Annotated in this window: 21 protein-coding genes and 1 tRNA gene; 13 read left to right on the plus strand and 9 right to left on the minus strand. The window is 34.9% G+C overall.

The features are described 5' to 3' along the window. Nucleotide 1 precedes the first annotated feature (1 nt). Together FT993_RS08890 and FT993_RS08895 are read right to left on the minus strand one after the other, a co-directional pair. Nucleotides 2–1,363: a TolC family protein gene (locus FT993_RS08890; RefSeq protein WP_147862195.1), complete on the minus strand. Its 1,362-nt coding sequence runs from the start codon at nucleotides 1,361–1,363 to the stop codon at nucleotides 2–4. Then, on the minus strand, nucleotides 1,360–1,962 hold the full coding sequence (locus FT993_RS08895; protein ID WP_147862196.1) for a TetR/AcrR family transcriptional regulator: 603 nt from the start codon (nucleotides 1,960–1,962) through the stop codon (nucleotides 1,360–1,362). Before FT993_RS08895 ends, FT993_RS08890 begins: the two co-directional genes overlap by 4 nt. A 136-nt stretch (nucleotides 1,963–2,098) precedes the next feature. Here FT993_RS08895 and FT993_RS08900 point away from each other — a divergent pair, with 136 nt between their 5' ends. The 3 genes from FT993_RS08900 (at nucleotide 2,099) to odhB (ending at nucleotide 7,303) form a co-directional block, all read left to right on the plus strand. Next, nucleotides 2,099–3,073 (plus strand): polyprenyl synthetase family protein, encoded by a 975-nt coding sequence (locus tag FT993_RS08900; protein ID WP_147862197.1) that lies wholly within the window; start codon nucleotides 2,099–2,101, stop codon nucleotides 3,071–3,073. A 133-nt stretch (nucleotides 3,074–3,206) separates the two neighbouring features. Further along, nucleotides 3,207–6,005 (plus strand): 2-oxoglutarate dehydrogenase E1 component, encoded by a 2,799-nt coding sequence (locus FT993_RS08905; RefSeq protein WP_147862198.1) that lies wholly within the window; start codon nucleotides 3,207–3,209, stop codon nucleotides 6,003–6,005. Nucleotides 6,006–6,037: 32 nt separating this feature from the next. Continuing rightward, the gene (gene odhB / locus FT993_RS08910) at nucleotides 6,038–7,303 is read left to right on the plus strand and encodes a 2-oxoglutarate dehydrogenase complex dihydrolipoyllysine-residue succinyltransferase (protein ID WP_147862199.1); all 1,266 of its coding nucleotides are present in this window, start codon (nucleotides 6,038–6,040) and stop codon (nucleotides 7,301–7,303) included. 336 nt (nucleotides 7,304–7,639) lie between these two features. On the opposite strand, the gene FT993_RS08915 is transcribed toward odhB, so the two are convergent. The 4 genes from FT993_RS08915 to FT993_RS08925 form a co-directional block, all read right to left on the minus strand. Next, the gene (locus FT993_RS08915) at nucleotides 7,640–8,272 is read right to left on the minus strand and encodes a YceI family protein (RefSeq protein ID WP_147862200.1); all 633 of its coding nucleotides are present in this window, start codon (nucleotides 8,270–8,272) and stop codon (nucleotides 7,640–7,642) included. Between the two features lie 150 nt (nucleotides 8,273–8,422). Then, nucleotides 8,423–8,587 carry a hypothetical protein gene (locus FT993_RS12340; protein WP_187240793.1) on the minus strand — a complete coding sequence of 55 codons (165 nt, stop codon included), beginning with the start codon at nucleotides 8,585–8,587 and terminating at the stop codon, nucleotides 8,423–8,425. Nucleotides 8,588–8,887: 300 nt separating this feature from the next. Further along, nucleotides 8,888–9,559, minus strand: a complete 672-nt coding sequence (locus tag FT993_RS08920; RefSeq protein ID WP_147862201.1) for a T9SS type A sorting domain-containing protein — start codon at nucleotides 9,557–9,559, stop codon at nucleotides 8,888–8,890. Between the two features lie 121 nt (nucleotides 9,560–9,680). After that, complete coding sequence (locus tag FT993_RS08925; protein WP_147862202.1) at nucleotides 9,681–10,118, minus strand: retropepsin-like aspartic protease; 438 nt, start codon at nucleotides 10,116–10,118, stop codon at nucleotides 9,681–9,683. A gap of 75 nt (nucleotides 10,119–10,193) precedes the next feature. Between FT993_RS08925 and FT993_RS08930 the strand changes: the two genes are divergently transcribed. The 8 genes from FT993_RS08930 to FT993_RS08965 all read left to right on the plus strand — a co-directional run bounded on the left by FT993_RS08930 (nucleotide 10,194) and on the right by FT993_RS08965 (nucleotide 15,332). After that, nucleotides 10,194–10,970 carry a TatD family hydrolase gene (locus FT993_RS08930; RefSeq protein ID WP_147862203.1) on the plus strand — a complete coding sequence of 259 codons (777 nt, stop codon included), beginning with the start codon at nucleotides 10,194–10,196 and terminating at the stop codon, nucleotides 10,968–10,970. Beyond that, nucleotides 10,970–12,001 carry an asparaginase gene (locus tag FT993_RS08935; protein WP_147862204.1) on the plus strand — a complete coding sequence of 344 codons (1,032 nt, stop codon included), beginning with the start codon at nucleotides 10,970–10,972 and terminating at the stop codon, nucleotides 11,999–12,001. The genes FT993_RS08930 and FT993_RS08935 overlap by 1 nt, the downstream gene beginning before the upstream one ends. Before the next feature lie 68 nt (nucleotides 12,002–12,069). Next, a tRNA-Ser gene (locus FT993_RS08940) sits at nucleotides 12,070–12,157 on the plus strand. 63 nt (nucleotides 12,158–12,220) lie between these two features. Further along, nucleotides 12,221–13,015, plus strand: a complete 795-nt coding sequence (locus tag FT993_RS08945; RefSeq protein ID WP_147862205.1) for a MotA/TolQ/ExbB proton channel family protein — start codon at nucleotides 12,221–12,223, stop codon at nucleotides 13,013–13,015. 21 nt (nucleotides 13,016–13,036) lie between these two features. Continuing rightward, a complete protein-coding gene (locus tag FT993_RS08950) occupies nucleotides 13,037–13,444 on the plus strand; it encodes a hypothetical protein (RefSeq protein WP_187240794.1) in 408 nt (135 codons plus the stop codon). Nucleotides 13,445–13,455: 11 nt separating this feature from the next. Further along, on the plus strand, nucleotides 13,456–14,058 hold the full coding sequence (locus FT993_RS08955) for a biopolymer transporter ExbD (protein ID WP_147862206.1): 603 nt from the start codon (nucleotides 13,456–13,458) through the stop codon (nucleotides 14,056–14,058). 19 nt (nucleotides 14,059–14,077) lie between these two features. Beyond that, the gene (locus FT993_RS08960; protein ID WP_147862207.1) at nucleotides 14,078–14,560 is read left to right on the plus strand and encodes a biopolymer transporter ExbD; all 483 of its coding nucleotides are present in this window, start codon (nucleotides 14,078–14,080) and stop codon (nucleotides 14,558–14,560) included. A 76-nt stretch (nucleotides 14,561–14,636) separates the two neighbouring features. Continuing rightward, nucleotides 14,637–15,332, plus strand: a complete 696-nt coding sequence (locus FT993_RS08965) for a porin family protein (protein WP_147862208.1) — start codon at nucleotides 14,637–14,639, stop codon at nucleotides 15,330–15,332. 605 nt (nucleotides 15,333–15,937) lie between these two features. On the opposite strand, the gene rpoN is transcribed toward FT993_RS08965, so the two are convergent. The 3 genes from rpoN to FT993_RS08980 all read right to left on the minus strand — a co-directional run bounded on the left by rpoN (nucleotide 15,938) and on the right by FT993_RS08980 (nucleotide 21,860). Further along, nucleotides 15,938–17,395 carry an RNA polymerase factor sigma-54 gene (rpoN, locus tag FT993_RS08970; RefSeq protein ID WP_147862209.1) on the minus strand — a complete coding sequence of 486 codons (1,458 nt, stop codon included), beginning with the start codon at nucleotides 17,393–17,395 and terminating at the stop codon, nucleotides 15,938–15,940. An 87-nt stretch (nucleotides 17,396–17,482) separates the two neighbouring features. Next, a complete protein-coding gene (locus FT993_RS08975; protein ID WP_147862210.1) occupies nucleotides 17,483–18,361 on the minus strand; it encodes an RluA family pseudouridine synthase in 879 nt (292 codons plus the stop codon). Nucleotides 18,362–18,458: 97 nt separating this feature from the next. After that, nucleotides 18,459–21,860, minus strand: a complete 3,402-nt coding sequence (locus FT993_RS08980) for a hypothetical protein (protein WP_147862211.1) — start codon at nucleotides 21,858–21,860, stop codon at nucleotides 18,459–18,461. Between the two features lie 132 nt (nucleotides 21,861–21,992). On the opposite strand from FT993_RS08980, the gene FT993_RS08985 reads away from it, so the two are divergent. Beyond that, a complete protein-coding gene (locus FT993_RS08985) occupies nucleotides 21,993–22,757 on the plus strand; it encodes an exodeoxyribonuclease III (RefSeq protein ID WP_147862212.1) in 765 nt (254 codons plus the stop codon). Nucleotides 22,758–22,759: 2 nt separating this feature from the next. Then, on the plus strand, nucleotides 22,760–23,722 hold the full coding sequence (locus FT993_RS08990; protein WP_147862213.1) for an OmpA family protein: 963 nt from the start codon (nucleotides 22,760–22,762) through the stop codon (nucleotides 23,720–23,722). The last annotated feature ends 55 nt before the right edge of the window (nucleotides 23,723–23,777 follow it).

Raw genomic sequence — 23,777 nt, forward strand, 5'->3', positions numbered from 1 at the left:
ACTAGTTGTTACTTAGAGTTATATTGGGTGTGTTTAATAAGGTTTCTAATGCCGCCTTTGCATTCAAGACATTCACCATAGATTCTAAAAATTCTTGTTGGGAAGTGTATAATTGGGTTTGAGCTTGTCTTAATTCAAAACTTGAAGCTAATCCTTCTTGAAATTTTATTTGGTTTTTATTTTCAATACGTTCTGCTAAATCTAGATTACGCTTAGCGGTTTGGTAATTTTCAACGGCAAATTGGTAATCATTACGAGCTTTCTCCACCGCTAACCGAATTTGCTCTTGAGTTTGTGTAAATTGTGTTTCGGCTTGCTCTAATGCAATTCTGGCTTGAGCAGATTTAGCACTACGCTTTAATGAACTGAATATAGGAATGGATAGATTCACGCCCCACATAGAAGATTGAAACCAATTTTGGTCGCTGTCTAAAAAACTAAATTCTTGACTATAAGCAGCTGTACCATAGTTTAAAAAAGTGGTTAATTGTGGTAAAGCTTTGGCTTTTTCTAGGTTATATTCGTGGGTGCGTTGCTCAATTAAATTTTGCGCTAATTGGTAATCTATTGTATTTTCTAGATTTAAATTTTCATTCATCAAGCTTAGACTTATATTTTCTTCGGTGAGATCGTTTAAGTTTTCGGCTAAATTTACCTGATGCTCTAAAGGAATACCTAAAGTTAAATTAAGCACATCTTTTGTGACTTCTACCAAGCGTTTTGCATTATTCAATTGGTTATTCACTTGTGAATAAGTAATCTCTATCTGCTCTACAGCTTCTTCTTCTTGTAGGCCATTTTCATAAATAGCTTTTGTTTCTCTATAATTCTTTTCTAGGGTAGCTAAATTACTTTTAAGAATCTCAACGCTTTCTTTGGCTAATAGTACATTCCCGTAAGAATCAATCACGTCTTGCCTAATTTCTAAAGCTGTTTTTCTTGCGTTGGTATTGGTGTATTTTAGATAGGTTTTTGCTGCCCGAACCGCTACAATATAAGAACCGTCAAAAAGTATTTGTGAAGCGGTAGCGGTGATATTCATATTCTGTTTGGTCCCAAATACTACTGGGATAAATGTACCCGGTTGCCCACCCGTAAGTTCTGCAGGAAGCAGGTTTACTGGTTGTTTTATATTGTTTTGATAAGCAATATCTGCATTAATTTGAGGTAAACCATCGGCGGTAGTTTCCCACTTTCGTTTCATAGCTTTTGTAATATCTCGCTTTGCATTGATTGCTGTGTAGCTGCTGTCTAACGCAAATTGAATAGCTTCTTCTAAGGTGAAAGTGTACGATTTTGCCAACTCTTGTGCTTGAGTAATGCAAGTGCATAAAACCAAGCAAAATGTGACTATTTGTTTCATGAATTTGAAGTTTTAAGAGATTTTAAGTGTTTTAACCCAAGCGGACTTACTATTGCTCTCAGGTGATAATCAAGAAAATTATTTATAATAGTGTTTATGCTTAAATGGTCTATTAAAAGATTTTCGTTGTTACGAATTCCTTCAATCAAGGTGCGATAAAATTCTGCTACTATTTTTGGGTTTAAATCTTCACGATAGTAACCTGCCTCCATCCCTTTTTCTAGATTTTTTTGTATTACCACCAACATTTTTTCACTCTTTTTTTCTTTTAAAGATTTATAGACGCTGGGGTAATAACGATTGAGTTGGTATTGAATCGAAGCTTTCTCCTCCCGTAAAGAATTGATGATAAATTGATGAATAGCAATCATTTCATCTATTGCATTTAAATTCTGTTCAAGAATAGTGTTTACACCTTGACTAATTTGGTAAAATAAATACTGCGTGCAAGAACTTACAAGTTCGTTTTTGTTTGTGTAGTAGGTATAAATGGTTTTCTTAGATATGCCTAGATTTTGGGCGATTACATCCATGGTTACATTTTTAAAACCAAAGCTTAAAAATAAATCGGTGGCTGTTTTTAGAATCTTTTCTTTCACGGTGCAAAATTAAGCAAAGAAACTTTTTATACTATTATAGTTTCTTTGTTTTTTCTGTTAAACTTTAGTTAAGCGATAAAACTGATGATGTTTCTGTAAAAATTAATATTTTAGCCCATATTTTAGATATTATATCATGGTAGAAGTTGAGAAGTATAGAGAGCACTTTTTAAAATATATGAATGAGAAGGTGAACCTAAAGGAACCAAAGAATTTATATGAACCAATATTATACATTTTAAATTTAGGTGGTAAAAGACTTCGACCAATTTTAACGCTTTTGGCGACAGATGCGTTTGAAGGCGATGTTGAAAAAGCATTAGATGCCGCATTAGCTATAGAAATATTTCATAATTTTTCTTTAGTTCACGATGATATTATGGATGATGCTCCTTTGCGCAGAGGTAAGGATACTGTTCATGAAAAGTGGGATATTAATACAGGAATACTTTCTGGCGATGCCATGTTAATCAATGCGTATCAATTGTTTGAAAATTACAATAATGATATATTCAAGCAGTTAGCTCAATTATTTACAAAAACGGCTATTGAGGTTTGCGAAGGACAACAATACGATGTTGACTACGAAGAGAGTGATACGGTGAGTATTCCTGAATACCTACAAATGATTAAATACAAAACCGCTGTATTGGTGGGGGCAGCACTTCAAATGGGGGCTATAATTGCTAAGGCAAGTAAAAAAGATGAACAACTTATTTATGATTTCGGCTGTAATTTAGGTCTAGCCTTTCAATTGCAAGATGATTATCTTGACGTCTTCGGCAACCCAGAAACTTTTGGTAAACAAATAGGGGGAGATATTATAGAGAATAAAAAAACTTTCTTATATCTAAAATCTCTAGAACTACTCGACCAAGACGAAAGTGAACAATTAAAGCATTTATATTCAATAAGTCCATTAAATCCCGCACAGAAAATAGAAACCGTAAGAGGGTTGTTTGTAAAAAGTGGGGCAGCTGGGTTGGCCAAACAAGAAATAGAAAAATATACCAGTACTGCATTAAAACACCTTCAAGACTTAGAAATGAAGCCAGAAAAAAAACAAAGGTTTACAACTTTCGCTAAAGATTTAATGACCCGTAATGTTTAAGTTTAATCATGAAAAAGTTCTACTTTGCAGTTTAAATAGGACTATAACATAAATTTATGTTTATAAACTGGTCATGTATATGAAATGTTGTATTTTTGAAATGTTTATAAAAACATAAGATTAGCATCCAAACATGGACCAATTTTCATTTCTAAATGCGGCACATACCGCATATTTCGCAGAGCTATACGATCAATACCTGCAACATCCCGATAGCGTAGAACCCAGTTGGCGGGCTTTTTTCCAAGGTTTTGACTTTGGAGTAAAAGAGTCTCAAGAAGAGCAAGAGCTTCGGCCTGTCCCTAATTCACAAGCGGTACAATCCAATAATGCCAATCCCTCAGTAGCACCAGTTGAGCTTCCTGAAGAGCTTAAGAAAGAGTTCAAGGTAGTTCAATTAATTGATGCTTACCGAACGCGCGGGCATTTATTTACAAAAACAAATCCGGTAAGGGAGCGTAGAAAATACGCACCTACTTTAGATATTGATAATTTCGGACTTAGTCAAGCCGATCTAGAAATGACTTTCTCTGCTGGAGAAATTTTAGATTTGGGCAAGACCACTTTAAAAAATATAATAGATCATTTGCAAAAAGTGTATTGTGCTTCAATTGGAGTAGAATATATGTATATGCGTAATCCAGAGGAAATTAAATGGATTCAAGACTGGCTCAACGTTAACGAAAACAAACCGCAGTTTACACCAAAACAAAAGAAACAAATTTTAAATAAACTTACCCAAGCCGTAGGTTTTGAGTCGTTTTTGCATACAAAATTTGTAGGTCAAAAACGCTTTTCGCTTGAAGGTGGCGAGAGTTTAATTCCAGGTTTAGATGCTTTAATAGAAAAAGCAGCAGAAAAAGGAGTTAAAGAATTTGTTATGGGTATGGCTCATAGAGGCCGCCTAAATACGCTTACCAATATATTTGGTAAAGCACCCAAAGATATCTTTAGCGAGTTTGAAGGAAAAGATTACGAACAAGAAGTTTTTGATGGCGATGTAAAATACCATTTGGGTTGGACATCCTGCCGTAAAACCGATAGCGGTAAAGGTATTACTTTAAACATTGCTCCCAATCCATCACACCTAGAGACAGTAGGGCCTGTGGTAGAGGGAATTACCCGATCTAAGCAAGACAGACATTATTTAGAAACACCAAAAGCAGTCTTACCTATAATAGTTCACGGTGATGCCGCAATTGCTGCACAAGGAGTGGTTTATGAAACCATTCAAATGGCTCAGCTTGACGGTTATAAAACACAAGGAACCATTCACGTAGTAGTAAATAACCAAATTGGGTTTACCACAAACTATCTCGATGCGCGATCTTCAACTTATTGTACAGACGTAGCAAAGGTAACCCTTTCGCCTGTTTTACACGTTAATGCAGATGATACCGAAGCGGTTGTACACGCCATGTTGTTTGCTTTAGATTATCGAATGGAATTTGGTAAAGACGTGTTTATTGATTTATTAGGCTATAGAAAATACGGACATAACGAAGGAGATGAGCCGCGTTTTACACAACCTAAACTTTATAAAGCCATTGCTAAGCATAAAAATCCTAAAGAGATATATAAAGAACAACTGCTAAGCCAAGGCATTATAGATCAAGCTTACGCTGAAGAGCTTGAAAAAGAATACAAAACTTTCTTAGAACAAGATTTTGAAAGTTCTAAAAAAGAAGATACTACCATTATTACTCCTATAATGCAAGAGGAGTGGGAAGGCTTTAGCTATGGTTCTGAAACAGAAATGATGCAGAAGGTAGACACTAGCTATGACCAAGAAAAATTAGATCGTGTTGCCAAAAGGATTACACAATTACCTGAAGGTAAAAAATTCTTAAAGAAAATTACTAGACTTATTAAGGCTAGGGAAAATATGTACTTTGAGAAAAACCAATTAGATTGGGGATTGGCAGAGCTATTAGCTTATGGTAGTTTACTAGAAGAGGGTCATGACGTGCGTATGACAGGGCAGGATGTTGAAAGAGGTACCTTTTCACATAGACACGCTGTTTTAAAAGTTGAGGAAAGTGAAGAAGAAGTTATTCTTCACAATAAAATAAGCGAAGATCAAGGTGAGCTATATATCTACAATAGTTTATTGTCTGAATATGCCGTGTTAGGCTTCGATTATGGTTATGCCATGGCAGATCCTAATGTCTTAACCATTTGGGAAGCTCAATTCGGAGACTTTAGCAACGGAGCTCAAATTGTAATCGACCAATATATCTCATCAGCCGAAGATAAATGGAAACTGCAAAATGGTCTTGTAATGCTGTTGCCTCACGGGTATGAAGGTCAAGGGGCCGAGCACTCATCTGCACGTATGGAACGTTACTTGCAACTTTGTGCAAAAGACAATATGTACGTAGCAAACTGTACTACACCAGCTAACTTTTTTCATTTGCTCAGAAGGCAAATTAAATCTAACTTTAGAAAGCCTTTAATTGTTTTTACACCAAAAAGTTTATTGAGACACCCCAAAGTAGTGTCTACTAAACAAGAATTAGCAGAGGGAAGCTTTAAACCGCTTATCGATGATCAAGTGGAAAACCCTAAAAACATAAAATCATTAGTGTTTTGTATGGGTAAATTCTATTATGATTTATTAGAGCGTAAAGAGAAAGAAGGTAGAGATGACGTAGCCTTGGTGAGGTTAGAACAACTTTTCCCACTGCCGATAAATGAAATTAAAGAAACAATTGCCAAATATAGTAACGCCGAAGAAGTAGTTTGGGCTCAAGAAGAACCGAGAAATATGGGAGCTTGGAGTCATTTGCTTCTACACCTTGATGAGGCTAAATCATTTAGAGTAGCAAGCCGTAAATTTTATGGTGCACCAGCCGCTGGTAGTGCGACAAGATTTAAGAAAAGACACAACAAGGTGATAGATATTGTATTTGACAAATCACAAGATAAATAAAAAATAAAACCGATTCCGAAATAATAGAAATTATGGCTTTAGAAATGAGAGTCCCTTCACCGGGAGAGTCAATCACAGAAGTTGAAATTGCAGAATGGCTAGTATCAGACGGCGATTATGTAGAAAAAGATCAAGCTATTGCAGAAGTAGATAGTGATAAAGCAACCCTAGAATTACCTGCAGAGGCAAGTGGTATTATTACGCTTAAAGCGGAAGAAGGAGATGCCGTGCAAGTAGGTGAGGTGGTTTGTTTAATTGATACCGATGCCAAGAAACCAGGCGCTGATGAAAAAAGCGCAGAAGAAGAGGAGAAAAAAAGACAAGAAGCAGCTGGCAGCAAAACCGACAGCGAAAAAGCAGAAGCAAAGACAGAGGAGCCTTCAAAACCTTCTACGCCTCCACAACAGCAAGATGATAATTATGCCAGTGGAACACCTTCTCCAGCCGCTAGAAAAATAATGGATGAAAAAGGCGTTGATGCTAGTAGCGTTAAGGGTAGTGGTAAAAATGGACGTATAACCAAAGAAGATGCTGTTAAAGCAAAACCTTCTATGGGAACTCCAGGCCCAGGAAGTAGAAGTGAAAAACGCACAAAAATGTCTATGCTTAGACGTAAAGTAGCAGAAAGGTTAGTAGGTGCTAAGAATGAAACCGCCATGCTTACGACCTTTAACGAGGCAGATATGTCGCCAATTTTTGATTTGCGTAAACAATATAAAGAAGATTTCAAAGAAAAACATGGGGTTAGTCTTGGTTTTATGTCTTTTTTCACTTTAGCTGTAGTACGTGCTCTAGATATGTATCCTGCCGTTAACAGTATGATTGATGGTAAAGAAATGATCACCTATGATTTTAAAGATATTAGTATTGCTGTATCTGGACCAAAAGGTTTAATGGTTCCGGTAATTAGAAATGCAGAAAACTTAAGCTTTAGAGGAGTAGAGGCAGAAGTAAAACGTCTTGCTTTACGTGCCCGTGATGGAAAGATTACCGTAGATGAGATGACCGGCGGTACCTTTACTATATCCAATGGTGGTGTATTTGGTAGTATGCTATCTACCCCAATTATCAATCCACCTCAAAGTGGTATTTTAGGAATGCACAATATAATAGAGCGTCCAGTAGCTATTGATGGTAAGGTAGAAATAAGACCTATGATGTACCTAGCGCTATCTTATGACCATAGAATTATAGATGGTAAAGAATCTGTCGGATTCTTGGTGGCTATTAAAGAGGCTTTAGAAAATCCTGTAGAGCTACTGATGAATGGAGATGTTAAAAAGGCCTTAGAGTTGTAATCTAATAATGTATTCATAAAAAAAACCTGCAATTTTGCAGGTTTTTTTTATGAAAAGAATTAAAACGAATAGCCTTTTACGCCTATTATAAAACACAAAAAGTAATATATCTAAAAACTTTGTATATCAAGACTTGCATCTTTTTTCTTTAGAATGCTACATGGGCATTATTATGATAAAGGGTAGAATATATCTTTTTCGCTGTCAAGAGGCTTAAACAGTAAGTAAATTTCAATTTTGGGTATATAGATAATTGTTTTCAGGTTTTAATAACATCCTCATAAAAAAAGGCGACCCAAAACGGGGCGCCTGCTAAAAAATTTTATTTTATAGCTTTTATAAAGTTGCTTTAATTTCAAGAGCAACATCTTCCCAAGTTTTACTCACACCGTCTCCTCCTTTATGTAAATCAAAACAAGCTTCGTTTAATGAAGCTAACGCTTCTAAGGCTTCCCAATCTTCTAAGTTCATAGTACCAGTTAACGTTACAACATTTTTATTAGAAATACTGTAATTTAGTGGTAAATCGTGGGTTTGATTATTCATTTTAATCTGTGCCTTCAACTCCTCGTTTTCTAACTTTATTTTTCCTGAAATTAGTTCGGTGTTATCCATCTTTTCAAAAAAGAAAGCTAGTATTTTAGGATCACGTGTACCTGTTCCATCATTGGTAAATAAGCTTGAAACAGGAATGCTAAAGTCTAATTCTTGAAATAATTCTTTTGGATCTTTTCCTTCACGACTGTCGAATTTCAAGGTTTTAAAAGTACCGTTCACAGGCATTTTATCGGTAGTTTTATAGGCTGTCCAAGTTAGAGTGGTTTTGTCTGGGGTTAATTGATAAACTACCTCTTGGGTTTTGGTTTGTTCTACTTGATTGGAAATGGTCTCATCTTGCTTAGAATTTTCTTTACAACTAAAGTTGATTAATAAAAAGCTAAGCATTAAAAAGAGTGAAGTTTTTCTCATGGTTTAAATTTTAAAATATGGCCATAAAGCTAAACATATACTTGCATCTTAGCAATTTTTAGAACTACTAATTGTTTGCTTAAACCATAAAAAGTATTTAAACATCTAGGAATTTGTGTTTAAAAGTTCTTGGTTATAACAGACTTAAAATTACTGAAGTTTTAAAAACATCGATTGTGTTTCATAGTCTATAACAGCATTCGTAGCTAGTAGAATATCTGCACCGATTATACCGTGAATCTGTTCAGATTCATATTGCTCTAAGGCTAAATTTACATGGCTTAATTCAAATAAAACCAACTCTATTTCTTTCATGCTCCAGGAGCCTATCTGTAAATTATTGTCTTTTGAAATTTCGGTTAACATATCTGCTGCTCCAGCCCCAGCAGCTTTTACTTCGCTTTCTTGAGCTAAAACCTTAAAATGTTCTACATATTTAAAATCTATGCAAGAATCTGTTGGTTTCTTAGTGGCTATTAAAGAAGCCTTAGAAAGTCCTGAAGAATTATTGACGGATAATGATGTTAAAAAAGCGTTAGAGCTTTAATTGAATGGCATATATAATTTTATAAAATAGCCTTTAAAAATTTCAAAGGCTATTTTATTTTTTAAAATTTATTGTTTTACAATTTTCTTAATACTCTTTCCTCCTTCAATTTCAATTTCTACAAAAAAAACTCCTTTAGCAAGTTGCGAAATATCATAAATAGCTTGAGCCTTTTTAAAGCTTAAAACTTCTTTTCCGTTAATGGAAAAAACACTGATAGAGTTTATTTCTTTACTTGAATCCATTTCCAGCTGAAAGCTTTTTGTCACAGGATTAGGATATAGTTGAATCGCTACTTTTTCTTTGCTCACCACCCCTAGTTGTTGACTCTGGTAAAACGCTTGATCTCCAGTACTAGTGTTTGTAATTACTAAAAAATCTAGACTACCTTGCTGCGATACCGTATAGGTGTAAGTACTTGTATGATTCTGAATCTCAAAAAAATCACTAAAATAAAATTGTTCAAAATTTCCCATATTTATATTGAAGCAGAATTCACTAAAAAACAAACTTTGATCTATTACAAAAGAATTTGATAAATCATTATGAATGATTTCTGTAGAAGCACCACTACAACAGTCAATTATAAGTTTGTCTAAAGGAGCCACTATTTCATAGATGAATATTGTCGATTGCAAATCATCAGGCGTAAAAATAATCGTATCGTTGATATCTATTTTTTCTAAATACCATTTACCATATAAATAATTACCTTGTGAAATTCCTTCTTGTGCCCACATTGCTAAACTAGCTAATGTAAGTAAGTAATTTTTTTCATAATTTGTTAGTTTAGTTGATGTTATAAAGCTACGATTAAAATATCCCTAATGCAATTAATTACTTAAACCGTTAAATAAAAATTTATTTCAAATACAAACAATTGTTTTTATAATCGATCACGGCTTTTCCTTTTTTTAGTATATCTGCACCAATAATGCCGTGTACTTTTTCTGCATTATGATTTTCTAAAGCTTGGTTTATATGACTTAGGTCGAACAATACCAAGCTTACTTTTTTCTTTTTCCAACCCTTAATCTTTAGTTCATTTTTTAAGGAAACTTGCGTTAGCATATCGGTAGCTCCAGCTCCAGCAGCTTTTACATCGCTGTCTTCGGCAAACAAATTAAAATATTCGGCGGTGTCAAGTCCAACACAAGAACTAGAAGCACCGGTATCTAAAATAAAATTACCTTCTACTTTATTTATCTTGGCTTTTAACTCTAAATGATTGGTGACAGTGGTTTTTAATTTAATGCGGGTGTAACCTTTTTCCTTCATTAATTTTCGTAGCGTAGACATTCTTTCGTTTTTTGGCAAAGATAGCCGAAGAATTTAAATTAGTTTTGCAACATCAGATTACCTAAAAAAATATTCATGCATTTTGTAGATACGCATACCCATTTATATAGCGAAGCCTTTAAAGAAGATCAGGATCAAATGATAAGTCGTGCTTTAGATGCCGGAGTGAAATCTTTTTATTTACCGGCTATAGATTCTGAAACTACCCAAGCAATGTATAATCTTCAGCGTCGCTACCCCAAGGCGATGCACTTAATGATGGGTCTTCACCCCACTTCGGTTAAGCCAGAGTCCTTTAAAACTGAATTGGCGCATGTAAAAAAACAGCTTGAACTGCGTGATTTTTGTGCTATAGGTGAAATAGGAGTAGATCTATATTGGGATAAGTCAACTTGTAGTTTGCAACAAGATTGTTTTCGTATTCAAATACAATGGGCTAAAGAAAAAAAGCTACCTATTGTTATTCATTGTCGAGAAGCTTTTGATGAGGTTTTTGAGGTGTTAGAAGAAGAAAAGTCTGAAAATCTTTACGGAATTTTTCATTGCTTTACTGGCACTTTGGAGCAAGCTAAACGGGCAATTTCTTTCAATATGAAATTAGGAATAGGTGGAGTGCTTACTTTTAAGAACGGAAAAATTGATCAGTTTTTAAATCAATTGTCTATCGATCACATGGTTTTAGAAACCGACTCACCATACCTAAGTCCCAAACCATTCCGCGGAAAGCGAAATGAAAGTAGTTATTTAGTTTATATTGCTCAAAAATTGGCCGATATTTACAATATTAGCTTAGAGAAAGTGGCAGAAAAAACTACCCAGAACGCTTTGTCTGTTTTTAAAAATTATAAGTAATGTATCAGAATTCAGCTAAAATTCTTCTAATTTATACCGGAGGTACAATCGGGATGATTAAAGATTTTGAAACCGGGGCGCTAAAAGCCTTTAATTTTGACGACCTGCTGGCCAACATACCAGAGCTAAAACTTTTAGAACATCAAATAGAAACCTATAGTTTTGAAAATCCGATTGATTCGTCAGATATGAATGTTGGGTATTACCGTAAATTAGCTGAGATCATAGAGGGAGCTTACACCAAGTTCGATGGGTTTGTAGTACTGCACGGTAGTGATACAATGTCTTATACGGCATCGGCACTTAGCTTTATGTTAGAAAATCTAAATAAACCTATAATCTTTACAGGTTCTCAGTTACCCATAGGAGATTTGCGAACTGATGCCAAAGAAAATTTGATTACCTCAATACAATTAGCTGGATTAAGGAAGGCTAATAAAAGTGTGATTACAGAAGTTGGACTTTATTTTGAATACAAACTATATAGAGCAAATAGAACTACCAAAATAAACGCCGAGCACTTTCAAGCTTTTGCATCCTTAAACTATCCAGCTTTAGCTGAATCTGGTGTTAATCTTACCATTAATAAACCTAAATTAAAACAAGCTAACTATAAAAAAGATCTTATAGTGCATAAAGAGCTTGATGAAAATGTGCTAGTGATTAAAATTTTTCCAGGTTTGCATCCAAAGACGCTAGCTTATTTGTTGGATGCTCCACATATAAAAGCCGTTATTTTAGAAACCTATGGGGCAGGTAATGCTTTTAGCGAAGATTGGTTTATAAGGTTACTAAGCGACCATATTGCTAGAGGGTTAAAAATTATCAATGTAACTCAATGTATCGGGGGTTCGGTAAATATGGGATTGTATGCGACAAGCACCCGATTAGAAAAGATAGGTGTTATTTCAGGAAAAGATATTACTACAGAAGCAGCCGTTGCAAAGGCCATGTATTTGTTGGGTAAAAATCTGTCTCCTACCGTATTCAAAACTATTTTTGAAACCGCTATTCGAGGTGAAATGATGTAAAATTTGTTAAGTTTCTTTTTTGGCTTAATTTTTTTTTGTTATTTGCTGACCTTTAATGAAGAGTGTGAAGAGAGGTGGCCGAGTGGTCGAAGGCGCACGCCTGGAAAGTGTGTATACGTCAAAAGCGTATCGAGGGTTCGAATCCCTTCCTCTCTGCTTTTTTTTAAAAAATAATTTATATCTTTAAACTTTAATAATAATTAATTAAGACAACAAGTAATGAAAAGATTATTCTCAATCCTTGTCATCGCAGCCATTATGGTATTTGGAGGTTTAACTGCAAACGCGACAAGCAATGTAAATGCTTTTACAGCAAATGTAACGATTGTTCAAGAAGATGATGGCGCAAATGCTGGTGCGACCGAAGAAAAAGAGTCTTTAGGTTTTCATCAAGAGCTTAAGAAACGATTTATAGAAGGTGGTGCCGGATTTATGGGTATCGTTCTATTATGTTTGATTTTAGGTTTAGCCATAGCTATTGAAAGAATTATTTACTTAAATCTTTCAACCACAAACTCAAAGAAATTAGCTCAAAATGTTGAAGACGCTTTAAATAGCGGAGGCATCGAAGCAGCTAAAGAAGTTTGTAGAAACACAAAAGGTCCTGTAGCTTCTATCTATTACCAAGGTTTAGATCGAGCAGATGAAAGTACAGATGCAGCAGAGAAAGCCGTTGTAGCTTACGGAGGAGTACAAATGGGACAATTAGAGAAAAACGTTTCTTGGGTTTCTTTATTTATCGCATTGGCACCGATGTTAGGATTTATGGGTACTGTAATTGGTATGATTCAAGCTTTTGATAAAATTGAGGCAGCTGGAGATATGCAACCATCTTTAGTAGCAGGAGGTATTAAAGTGGCCTTATTGACTACTGTATTTGGACTTATTGTAGCTATTATTCTTCAGATATTTTATAATTACATTATCGCAAAAATTGATAGCATTGTTAATGATATGGAAGATGCGTCAATTACATTAATCGATATCCTTGTAGATTACAAGAGAAGAAAGTAATAACCCTATAAATCAATTGTAATGATTATACATAAAATATTAAAAATTGTATCACTAATACTAGGTGCTATTGCATTGGTAATGGGGATATGGTTGTTCTCAACAGGCGACGAGTCTCTTGTGCAACCATTGATGACAATTGCCTATGCTGTTTTTGGTATCATTTTGTTATTGGTGCTGGTCTTTGTTCTTAAAGACCTATTTACTGGAAATGTTAAAAGTACATTGATTGCTATTGGCTCATTTGCTGTTGTGGTACTTATTGCTTACTTTTTATCTGAAGGAACCGCTACTGAATTGAAAAACGGTGAAATGTTAACGGCCAGTCAATCACAATGGATTGGTGCAGGATTGAGAACTTTTTACATTTTAGCAGCAATTGCTATTGGAGCAATGATTTATTCAGGAATTAAAAAATTAATCAAGTAATATAAACCCTTATGGCAAAAAGAAGTGCACCAGAAGTGAATGCAGGATCAATGGCAGATATTGCCTTCTTGCTGCTTATCTTTTTCTTGGTAACTACAACTATCGAAACAGATACTGGTATCAATAGTAAATTGCCACCTATAGAAGAACAGCCTGAAAATCCGCCACCACGTAAAGAAAAAAATATCTTTATCGTGTTAATAAATCAAAATGAAGAACTGCTTGTTGAAGACGAGCGTATGGAACTTAAAGATTTAAGACAGGCGGCAATAGACTTTTTAGATAATGGTGGAGGCGATTGTAATTATTGCCAAGGAGCAAAAGATCCAGCATCATCAGACAATCCGCTTAAAGCGGTGATCTCTTTGCAGAACGATAGAGAGACCGAATATGGCGCTTATATCGCCGTGCAAAATGAGCTCGTTGCAGCTTTTAACTATTTGAGAAACCGAGAAGCCAATCGTTTGTTTGGTAAGTCTTTTATCCAGATGGAAAAAGATTTCAATGATTCTCAATATAGGGGAAATAAAGATAAATTAGAAGAACAGATTAAGCAAATACGTGAAATGTTTCCTTTAAACTTATCTGAAGCGGAGCCGAAAGAAAGAGAATAAAAGACCTAAAAATTAAATTATGTCTAAATTTAAAAAGAAAAAGAGCGGAGATTTACCAGCGATATCTACAGCATCTTTGCCCGATATTGTTTTTATGTTGCTTTTCTTCTTTATGGTGGCAACAGTTATGCGTCAAAATACACTTATGGTAGAAAATAGACTGCCGTTTGCTGACCAAACTGAGAAACTAGAAAAGAAAGATTTGGTAATGTATATTTATGCTGGTAAACCTAGTGAACGTTACCAGAAACAATTTGGTAAAGAAGCCCGGATACAGTTGAATGATAAATTTGCTGATGTTAACGATATACAACAGTTTATTATCGAGGAGCGTGAGTCTAAACGTGAAGAGCTACAAGGTTTATTAACAACTTCTCTAAAAATAGATTCAGAAACAGGAATGGGCCTAGTATCTGATATTAAATATGAGTTGAGAAAAGCAGAGGCTTATCGCGTAAATTACACCACTAAGAATGGTGAAGCTATAAAAAATATGCAATAATTTTTGTTGTTGTTTTAACCAGCTTAAAAGACCGCTTTATTTTAAAAAGCGGTCTTTTTTTAATTAAATTAAGTCTATGAAGACATACCTTGTTTTATTATTAGTTTTTCTTGGTTCTATTTCATCTTCAAGAGGCCAAAATGTTGTGCGTGTAACAGATAGTACTAGTATAGACAGTCTATACCGAGAAGATCAATTTTATGCAGGTCTCGGTTTTAACCTGTTACTAAATAGGCCCAAAGGGATTCGACAGTCTGGCTTTTCGGGTGGTCTAAACTTTGGGTTTATTCGCGATATGCCTATTAATAAACGAAGAAACGTCGCTTTGGGTGTGGGCTTGGGCTGGTCGGCGAATTCTTACGGATTTAATTTGTTGATCGATGAAAGCCAACCCAATCCTGTTTATACCAAATTAGAGCGTTATAAAAGCAATAGACTTAGTTTATACCTTATAGAAATGCCCTTAGAATTTAGATGGCGCACTTCGACTCCTACGAGCTACAAATTTTGGAGAATATATGGTGGTTTACGCCTCGGTTATATTCATTATTCTAAAATAAAAAGTGAGTATGAAGACATTCGTCTGGCACAATATAACCTAGATGAGCTCGAACGACTACGATATGGCCTTACGTTTACATTTGGGTATAATACTTTTAATTTTTCGGTTTATTATAGTTTGAATAGTCTGTTTAATGGTACTTTGCAAGACACCAATGCTCCCGTTAGATTGAATCCGATTAAGGTGGGACTTACTTTTTATATTCTTTAATTATGTATAAAAGAATAAAAGTGAATAAGGAGCTAAACCCGATAAAACGCCCCAAAGTAATTCGTTTACGGTGTGCGCTTTTAGATATAGCCTAGCTGTAGCGACTAATCCTGTTAGAGCAATACAAATGCCGATAAACCAGTAAAACGATGTCTGGTATAAAAAAGAAATACTTATAATGAATCCTACCAGCAAGCTACTTGCCATTAAGTGTAAGCTCGCTTTTATTTTAAGATAACATAGGCATAGCGCTATAAAACAAGCGTATATCCAATTTGAGAAGTAAAAATATAATTCGGATTGGGAAATATCTCCTAAAACAAAATTTTTGATGCTCATAAATATAAGTATGTATAACATCAAAGGTATTTTTCGTTCTGTGTAGGTTTTTAAGTGAACGCTACTGATTATTTTAAGGTTTTTGAGTAGAAAAAAAATACAAATGGGAATAAAAATACTCAATACCGAAATACCTAGCAGTTTAGCCTTTACAATAGCTTCTGGTAAAAACCTGGGAGTCACCAAAAAATAAATTACACTACCTAAAAAGGGTAACCATAAAGGATGAAAAAGAGCACTTATAAATTTAAAAAAGAACTTCAAGATTAAATTTCTTTGCGTAATCTTGCTACAGGAATATCTAATTGTTCTCTGTATTTTGCTACAGTTCTTCTAGCAATAGGATAGCCTTTATCTTTTAATATTTTAGCTAATTTCTCATCGGTTAAAGGCTTTTTCTTGTCTTCTTTTTCAATGGTAATTTGTAGAATCTTTTTTATCTCTAGCGTAGAAACCTCTTCACCTTCTGAATTTGTCATAGATTCAGAAAAGAATTCTTTAATCAATTTTGTACCGTAGGGCGTGTCAACATATTTTGAATTTGCCACCCGACTAACAGTAGAAACATCCATGCCAATCTTATCGGCAATGTCTTTTAAAATCATTGGTTTTAAGTCTCTCTCGTCTCCAGTCATAAAATATTCGTACTGGTGATGCATAATAGCATTCATCGTTACAAATAGCGTTTCTTGACGTTGCCTAATAGCCTCAATAAACCATTTTGCGGCATCTAATTTTTGTTTAATAAACATGACCGCATCTTTCTGCTTTTTTGTTTTTTTGTCGGTTTCTTTATAGCCCTTTAGCATATTACTATACTCTCTAGACACGTGCATGGTGGGCGCGTTCCTGCCGTTTAAGCTAAGTTGTAACTCACCATCTTTGATTTTGATTGTAAAATCGGGTACAACGTGCTCTACAATTCGATTATTCCCAGCATAGGAGCCTCCCGGTTTAGGGTTTAAATGAGAAATTTCATCAATAACATCCCTTAACTCATCTTCACTAATTGAAAACTTAGACAGAAGTTTCTGATAATGTCTTTTGCTAAATTGCTCAAAAGCTTCCTCAATTATTTTTATAGATAAAGCAGTACTTTGGGTTGGGGTTTTTCTTTTTAATTGTATTAATAAACATTCTTGTAAGCTACGTGCTCCTACGCCAGCAGGATCTAGTTTATGTACTATCTGAAAGATTTTTTCAACTGTTTCTTCATCGGTATAAATATTTTGAGTAAAAGCTAAATCGTCTACAATCTCGATTGTCTCCCGTCTAATGTAGCCGCTTTCATCTACGCTGCCTACCAAAAATTCTGCTATTTGCTTTTCTTCTTCACTCAATCTAAAACTTTGCAATTGAGTTTTAAGATACTGCGAAAAAGATACCCCAGAAGCATAAGGGATGGTTTTCTCATCATCATCCTTACTATAGTTGTTGGCTTGAGTACGATAATCTGGAATTTCATCATCACTCAAATACTCATCTACATCAATTTCCGAATCTGTTTCTATAATTTCTGAATCGCTTTCTACTTCTTCATTTTTAAATTCATCATCAAAATTATCCTGATCCTCTTTTCCACTATCTAAAGCAGGATTGTCTTCTAATTCCTGTTTTACCCTTTGCTCAAAAGCTTGAGTAGGAAGTTGAATCAATTTCATGAGCTGGATCTGTTGTGGAGATAGCTTTTGAGATAATTTTAAATTTAATTGCTGCTTTAGCATAGTGAAAAATTAATATAGATTAATACAAAAATAATGAATTATTTAACAGATCTAGCACTAAAATTATGTTAAGCTTAGTTTTTGAGATTAATTTGGCACGTTACATCTATTTATGAATTGGCGAAATCGTTTAGGTAAAACCCCTTCAATATTTAATTTACTATTTGTAATAGGGTGCGTAAATCTTAATCCGAATGAACATAACATCAATCCGTTTTTATGATTATCTTGTTGACATCCATAAGTTTTATCGCCAAGTATAGGGAAGTTTTGTCTAGAAAGATGTATTCTTAATTGATGAGTTCTACCTGTAATAGGGTTTAACTGTAAAAGACTGTAGATCTGTTCATTTTTTTGGAGTATTTGTTTTCTTAAAATTTCTGTTCGAGCCGATTTAGATTCTATTGCGTCAAATGAGCAAAGGCCCTTATAATATTGGCCAGTAACAATGGCTTGATAAGTTTTAAAAATTTGTTTTCGTTCAAATGCTACAGAAAGTACCTGCTGCGCTTTTTTGGTTTTTGCTATTAGTAGCAATCCGCTTGTAGGGTTGTCTAGGCGATGAACGGGTTGCGGCCAAGGGAGTGCATCTTTTTGCTGCGATTTAACCAAGTTATGGGGCAAAGCATTCTCAATGGTTTTAAAATAATTGCCATTGGTAGGATAACCCGCAGGCTTTTGAATTACAGCAAGGTAATCATCTTCAAAAGACACATGAAAATCTAACTTGAAAATTTTTTTTGATTCTTCAAATTCTTTAAATAGCTCTAACATCATCCCCTCTTCGATAAAATCGGCGGTGCTCGCTACCTTACCGTTGATATGAATTAGACCTTTCTTTATTGCTTTTTTCGCGGCACTTCGGCTATAAAGATATTCAAATGCTTCTGCCGCATATTCTTGTATTCTATATGAATTGATCAAAGCTGGAACCTTATGTTTCTCTAAACTAATTTTCTTATTCATTGATAGCTGTACTCTTTTTCTTTACAGATTTAATTTTCTTAATTTATTTTACTATTAAAAAAATAAATATCCACGAGATTGAATCCGTAAAGTAATTCTAAAAATAAGCCCTTAGCTGAACGTTTCCTGTATGAATGGCTGCATTGTTAGGACTCTTTCTTCCTTGATAGTTTAAATTTAAGTCAAGGTAATTGGTGATTTTTTTTTGCGCGAGTAATTTCCAAGTATAATTGGTTTTAGGTTGTAAACCAGATAGCATTTGATACCCAACGGGGCTAAAAGCATCACCTTTAAATTCATTATAGATATAATTGAATTCTGTAGAAATACTATAGATCTGACTCTTTGCCCATTGCAAAGATAAGCCTAATCGCTGTTTTTGTAGTGTTTCTAGATTATTAATGATGTTTTCTTGTATGTCTAGCTCATAAAACAATTCAAATCGTTTATTTTGATCTAAAAGATAGGTCACTTTAGGGAAAATACGCAGGCTATTGATGTTGAAATTACGTGAAGGGAAGTTTTGATAGCTATTTTCATTTTTTGAAAGCTGCTGTTCTAAGCCCAACAACCAAACCGAGGCAATTCGGTGCAGATAATTTATTTGGTGACTTCTAATTTTGCCTTCTTGAACTCCTGTTATTAGAAAATTTTTGTTTTTGGCGTTTAAATAAGTGTAGGTGGTAGAGTGCTTTTGCTTACCCCGCTTATAAAAAAGACTGTTTCTAAAGTTGATATTGGCTCCTAATTCTTCTTGATCTTGTTGAAAAGGATTTAGGTTAAACTTGCCCGACGCTCTTCGAATTTTACGCTCTAGTAAATAACTGGTTTGATTATAAAAGTGATGCCAAAAGGCTGCTTTTTTCTGCTGATTTAATCGGGAGCCATCCAGAGTTAATACTTGACTAATTTTATTTTGATTGGTTTTAATAAAGATTTGATTTGGTAATAAAACCCGGACGTACTTCCCTTCGTTAGGAAAAGGGCTTATTTCAAACTCATCTAATTCTTGGGTGCCATTTTGATTGTAGTCAATCCAAATAAATTGCCCTTCTCCCGTATTAACTTCTACGTAAGTAAATTCCTGTTGCGCTAAGGTCCCGCTGTTGGTCTGGTAAAGCGTGTTGCTTTGTATAAACCGGTTAGCAAAATTTTGCCTGTACCTTATTTGGGCATTCAAAGAATTTTCAGCCGGAATGCTATTGGTATATTTTAATTTTCTGTAATTGGCAAAGAAGCTTAGTTGACTGTTTTCTTTTTTTAATACATTACCTTTTATGTAATAATTGTACGCGGTATTTACGTGGGTTAGACGGTTATTTCTAATGCTATCATTAGTACGCAGTTTAAAACCAACTTCGGTAAAAACTCCCGTACTGTCGCCAACACCCAAATATATTGTACCGCTTTTAAAGGCTTGCGAGTTTAAGGCTAAATCGTCACTTATTTTATTTTGCTCTTTCAAGTGTTCTGTGGCTATTCGAGTACCTGTATACCATTTGTTAAGTTGTAAATTTAAATCTAAATAAGCTTTTAAAAACTTGGTTTTCTCATATTGAGATTGACTGTTTAAATAGCTAGCATTTCCTGTTATATTAAAGCGATTAAATCGATTTTGCGTAGAAAAAACATGGCGGTTACCCGAATAGTTATTCTTGTAATTAAGATGTTCAAACCAATATTCTGTTTGATGAGAAGTGGAGTCAATGTACTTAAATCCGCTGCGATTAAAAATTTGATTTCCTTTTTGATTTTCTAAATTCCAATCTCTATCGAATTCAATAGCATAAATACGTTCAATAGGAGAGAAGGTATTTTCAATATAAGTAAGATCTTGTTGTATAAAAAATTGCGCTTTATTTGCGAAAGTTTTAAGCAGTTGCTTGCCTTCTCCTTTTAAAGCCAAACCAGTATTGTTTTGATCATCTATAGAAGAAAATAAATTTAAATCTCTTTTACTGGCGGCAAATTCAATATTCATGGCTGTTTGCTTATCACTGTATTGAGCTTTGGTCATTGCCACCTGTAACCTCTCGGGTGCATATAAACGTATTATGGGTGCGAAGTTACCTTGTTTTATACCATTTACTGGAGCCACATAGGTGTAAATTTTGCTTATAGCCGAATTACTTGCAAGAATGTAATCGCCCTGGTTGGGACCTACAAGTGTGAACTTAACTTGAAATAATTCTTCCTCTGGATCATTAGAATACACAAAAACTTCTTGACCGTTTACTTGGGTTTTGGTGTACAGCACTTTGTTTTCAGAAAAATTGCTTTCTTGGGCACTGGCAATAAACATCTTTTCTTGATTATCGCCTGCTTGTGCTAATTGATCTACCTGCTCTTGATTAAGATTTTGTTGAAGAGGCTGGTTTTTTAAATCGGTTTCGTGGTAAACGAATCCGCTTATTCGCCATTTTTCATCTTGAAAATCACCGCCAGCAGTGGCTATAATACGGCTGTAATTTTGCTCGGTATATTGAAACTCCACACGAATTCTCATCTCTGATGTGATAGGGAATGTGGGATTAAAAATTATTTCTCCAGCGGTATAATCAATAATATAATCTTCATTTTCTCCACGTGAAAGGAGATTGCCATTTACAAACACGCGTTCGCTTCCCGATATGATTAAAACAAATATTTCGTTATTGGGTCCAGTTAATTTGTACGGTCCTTGGTTACCTTCCTGCGCAATAAATTCATTTTGAGTGTATACCCCTTGCACAAGAGCAGCCGAAGCATGCGTTCTAATTTGGTAATCGTCACCTGAACTCAAATTGGCTTGAAGGTTTATGCCTTGTACCTTTTTTCTATAAGCGGCAAAAAAGCTCTGGTTTTCTACCAAATCTACATCACCAGCCCTTACCTTCCAATTTTTACTTTCTAGTTCAATAAAAATTTGATCAAATTCACTTAAGGTTTGAGCATAACCCTGCTGCTGTAGCGGAATATTAGCATCTTGTAGTGAAGCCCTTAGACTCACTCCGGGAGCAATTTCTCCAACTATTTGTAAATCAAGTTCAGAATTTAGTACCGCGCTTTGATTGGTGCCTACCGTAATCCCTCGAGAAATGCTTCCGGTGGTCGATAAACCTTCGAAAGGATTATAATTTTTAGGATCAGAAGGACTTTCTAAACTATAGGGTATGGCATTTTTAGGGTTTGAATTGACAATAATTACAGGATCAAACTGCTGGTACTTTCTCGTTAAAAAATCGGGGTATTTTTTATAACTGATATAAATGCTGTCATTGTTTTTCTGGTAAATAGGCGAGAAATAAATCCGCGCCAAGCGAAAGTCAACCCGGTATAGTGAAGTGTCAATAGCTTGTTGTTGATCATCTAGCACTTGAAACCTATAGGGGTTTATACTTACGCTATCTATCTGTATGCTATCTTGTAATTTGAGTTTTTTTAACTGTATACCATTCTCAACCTGACCTCTAGTCAAAAAAGAAAGAAAAAGAAAGAGAAAGGTAAGCCGTGATTTCATCTATATATAAAACTCAGTTTAGCATTCAATTATTACAATTGGCGTAAAAAAATACTACGGCAAAATTAGTAAGATGAACCTAATAAATTTGATTAGCTGGCGGGTATTTCTATTTTTGTAAAAACTATAAGAATGGTACTACTTTCTTACAATGTAAATGGTATACGCGCCGCTTTGCGTAAAAATTTAACCGATTGGCTTGCCAACACACAAGCAGATGTGGTTTGTTTTCAAGAAATAAAAGCCACGGCAGATCAATTTGATGATACTGTTTTTAAAGAATTGGGTTATGAATATTGTTATTGGTACCCGGCTCAAAAAAAAGGGTATAGTGGGGTAGGAATCATTAGTAAAAAGAAGCCCTTAAACGTAGCTTACGGTACAGGTATTGATTATATGGATGCTGAAGGAAGAAACTTACGCGTAGATTTTGAAAAATTTTCTGTTATGAGTCTCTACCTTCCCTCTGGTACCAATATAGCGCGACTAGAGCATAAATTAGGCTACATGGACGATTTTTACACTTACGTGGATCAATTAAAACAAGAAATACCCAATTTGATAATATCGGGAGATTATAATATTTGCCACGAGCCTGTTGATATTCACGATCCGGTACGTTTAAAAAAGGTATCAGGATTTTTACCTGTAGAAAGGGAGTGGTTGTCAAAGTTTTTGAATAACGGAATGATAGACTCGTTTAGGTATTTGCATCCAGAACGAGAGGAGTATTCTTGGTGGAGTTATAGAGCCAATGCAAGAGCTAATAATAAGGGGTGGCGTTTAGATTATCATCTAGTAAGTGAGCCACTGCAACAAAATATTAAGCGTGCCGTTATATTACCAGAAGCCAAACACAGCGATCATTGTCCAGTTTTGGTTGAAATAGATAAATAATTATGAAGAAATTTTTATTTGCATATTCCATTGCCGTTGGAGCTTTGGTAAGTTGTGTTCCGGCTAAAAAGTTAGCCGATTTAGAAGAGCAACACAAAGAGCTTAAATTACATGCGCAAGAGCTAGAAGCAGAAGTAGCCGATTGTGATAAAGCACAGAATAAATTAGAAGAGACACTTGAAGCAGAAAAATCTGCTTTTACAGCATTGAAACAAGAAAAAATGCATTTGAAAGATGAGTTAGAGGGTAAAACCCGGGCTTTAAGTGAACTGCAGGATTCTTATGATGCTTTAGAATCAAATAGCGCAGCCAATCTAGAAGCAAATTCAAAAAGGAACAGAGAATTACTTCAAGAGTTAGAGGAGAAAAGAAAACGCATAAATGCAGAGCAACAGCGACTAAGCGATTTAGAACAAAAACTAAGTGAACGCTCTGGCCGGATTGATGAACTAGAGCAATTGATTGGCGCAAAAGATGCAAAACTTAATGCTTTAAAGACAAGTTTGTCAAAAGCACTTACCAATTTTGAAGGTAAAGGTTTAAGTGTAGAGCAAAAGAATGGTAAGGTGTATGTACTAATGGAGAATAAATTGCTATTTGCTTCGGGAAGTTGGACAGTGGGTATGCAAGGGATTCAAGCCGTTAATCAATTGGCCGAAGTATTATCTAAAAATAACGACATCAATGTTCTTATAGAAGGCCATACAGACAACGTTCCTTATTCTGGAAATGGTGTATTAAAAGACAATTGGGATTTATCAACCAAACGTGCCACAGCCATTGTGCATTTATTGCAGCGAAACAAAAAGATTAAGCCCAATCGTTTAACAGCTGCGGGGAGAGGAGAGTTTGCTCCTGTAGCTAGCAATACTTCGCCAGAAGGGCGCGCTAAAAATAGAAGGATTGAGGTTATACTAGCACCTAACTGGGATGAATTAAATTCTCTTTTGAGTGTTCAAAATTAAGCTAGCTGTAAACTAATAATCAGTTAGGGGTAACAAATAAAAATGATTTAGAATT

The organism is Mesonia sp. HuA40, from assembly GCF_008017835.1.
Classification (GTDB): domain Bacteria; phylum Bacteroidota; class Bacteroidia; order Flavobacteriales; family Flavobacteriaceae; genus Mesonia.

What these genes read in the sequence shown, in the direction of transcription:
- FT993_RS08890 (WP_147862195.1), bottom strand. Translation starts at nt 1,363, where the DNA reads ATGAAACAAATAGTCACATTTTGCTTGGTTTTATGCACTTGCATTACT.
- FT993_RS08900 (WP_147862197.1), top strand. Translation starts at nt 2,099, where the DNA reads ATGGTAGAAGTTGAGAAGTATAGAGAGCACTTTTTAAAATATATGAAT.
- FT993_RS08905 (WP_147862198.1), top strand. Translation starts at nt 3,207, where the DNA reads ATGGACCAATTTTCATTTCTAAATGCGGCACATACCGCATATTTCGCA.
- odhB (WP_147862199.1), top strand. Translation starts at nt 6,038, where the DNA reads ATGGCTTTAGAAATGAGAGTCCCTTCACCGGGAGAGTCAATCACAGAA.
- FT993_RS08915 (WP_147862200.1), bottom strand. Translation starts at nt 8,272, where the DNA reads ATGAGAAAAACTTCACTCTTTTTAATGCTTAGCTTTTTATTAATCAAC.
- FT993_RS12340 (WP_187240793.1), bottom strand. Translation starts at nt 8,587, where the DNA reads ATGAAAGAAATAGAGTTGGTTTTATTTGAATTAAGCCATGTAAATTTA.
- FT993_RS08920 (WP_147862201.1), bottom strand. Translation starts at nt 9,559, where the DNA reads ATGTGGGCACAAGAAGGAATTTCACAAGGTAATTATTTATATGGTAAA.
- FT993_RS08925 (WP_147862202.1), bottom strand. Translation starts at nt 10,118, where the DNA reads ATGTCTACGCTACGAAAATTAATGAAGGAAAAAGGTTACACCCGCATT.
- FT993_RS08930 (WP_147862203.1), top strand. Translation starts at nt 10,194, where the DNA reads ATGCATTTTGTAGATACGCATACCCATTTATATAGCGAAGCCTTTAAA.
- FT993_RS08935 (WP_147862204.1), top strand. Translation starts at nt 10,970, where the DNA reads ATGTATCAGAATTCAGCTAAAATTCTTCTAATTTATACCGGAGGTACA.
- FT993_RS08945 (WP_147862205.1), top strand. Translation starts at nt 12,221, where the DNA reads ATGAAAAGATTATTCTCAATCCTTGTCATCGCAGCCATTATGGTATTT.
- FT993_RS08950 (WP_187240794.1), top strand. Translation starts at nt 13,037, where the DNA reads ATGATTATACATAAAATATTAAAAATTGTATCACTAATACTAGGTGCT.
- FT993_RS08955 (WP_147862206.1), top strand. Translation starts at nt 13,456, where the DNA reads ATGGCAAAAAGAAGTGCACCAGAAGTGAATGCAGGATCAATGGCAGAT.
- FT993_RS08960 (WP_147862207.1), top strand. Translation starts at nt 14,078, where the DNA reads ATGTCTAAATTTAAAAAGAAAAAGAGCGGAGATTTACCAGCGATATCT.
- FT993_RS08965 (WP_147862208.1), top strand. Translation starts at nt 14,637, where the DNA reads ATGAAGACATACCTTGTTTTATTATTAGTTTTTCTTGGTTCTATTTCA.
- rpoN (WP_147862209.1), bottom strand. Translation starts at nt 17,395, where the DNA reads ATGCTAAAGCAGCAATTAAATTTAAAATTATCTCAAAAGCTATCTCCA.
- FT993_RS08975 (WP_147862210.1), bottom strand. Translation starts at nt 18,361, where the DNA reads ATGAATAAGAAAATTAGTTTAGAGAAACATAAGGTTCCAGCTTTGATC.
- FT993_RS08980 (WP_147862211.1), bottom strand. Translation starts at nt 21,860, where the DNA reads ATGAAATCACGGCTTACCTTTCTCTTTCTTTTTCTTTCTTTTTTGACT.
- FT993_RS08985 (WP_147862212.1), top strand. Translation starts at nt 21,993, where the DNA reads ATGGTACTACTTTCTTACAATGTAAATGGTATACGCGCCGCTTTGCGT.
- FT993_RS08990 (WP_147862213.1), top strand. Translation starts at nt 22,760, where the DNA reads ATGAAGAAATTTTTATTTGCATATTCCATTGCCGTTGGAGCTTTGGTA.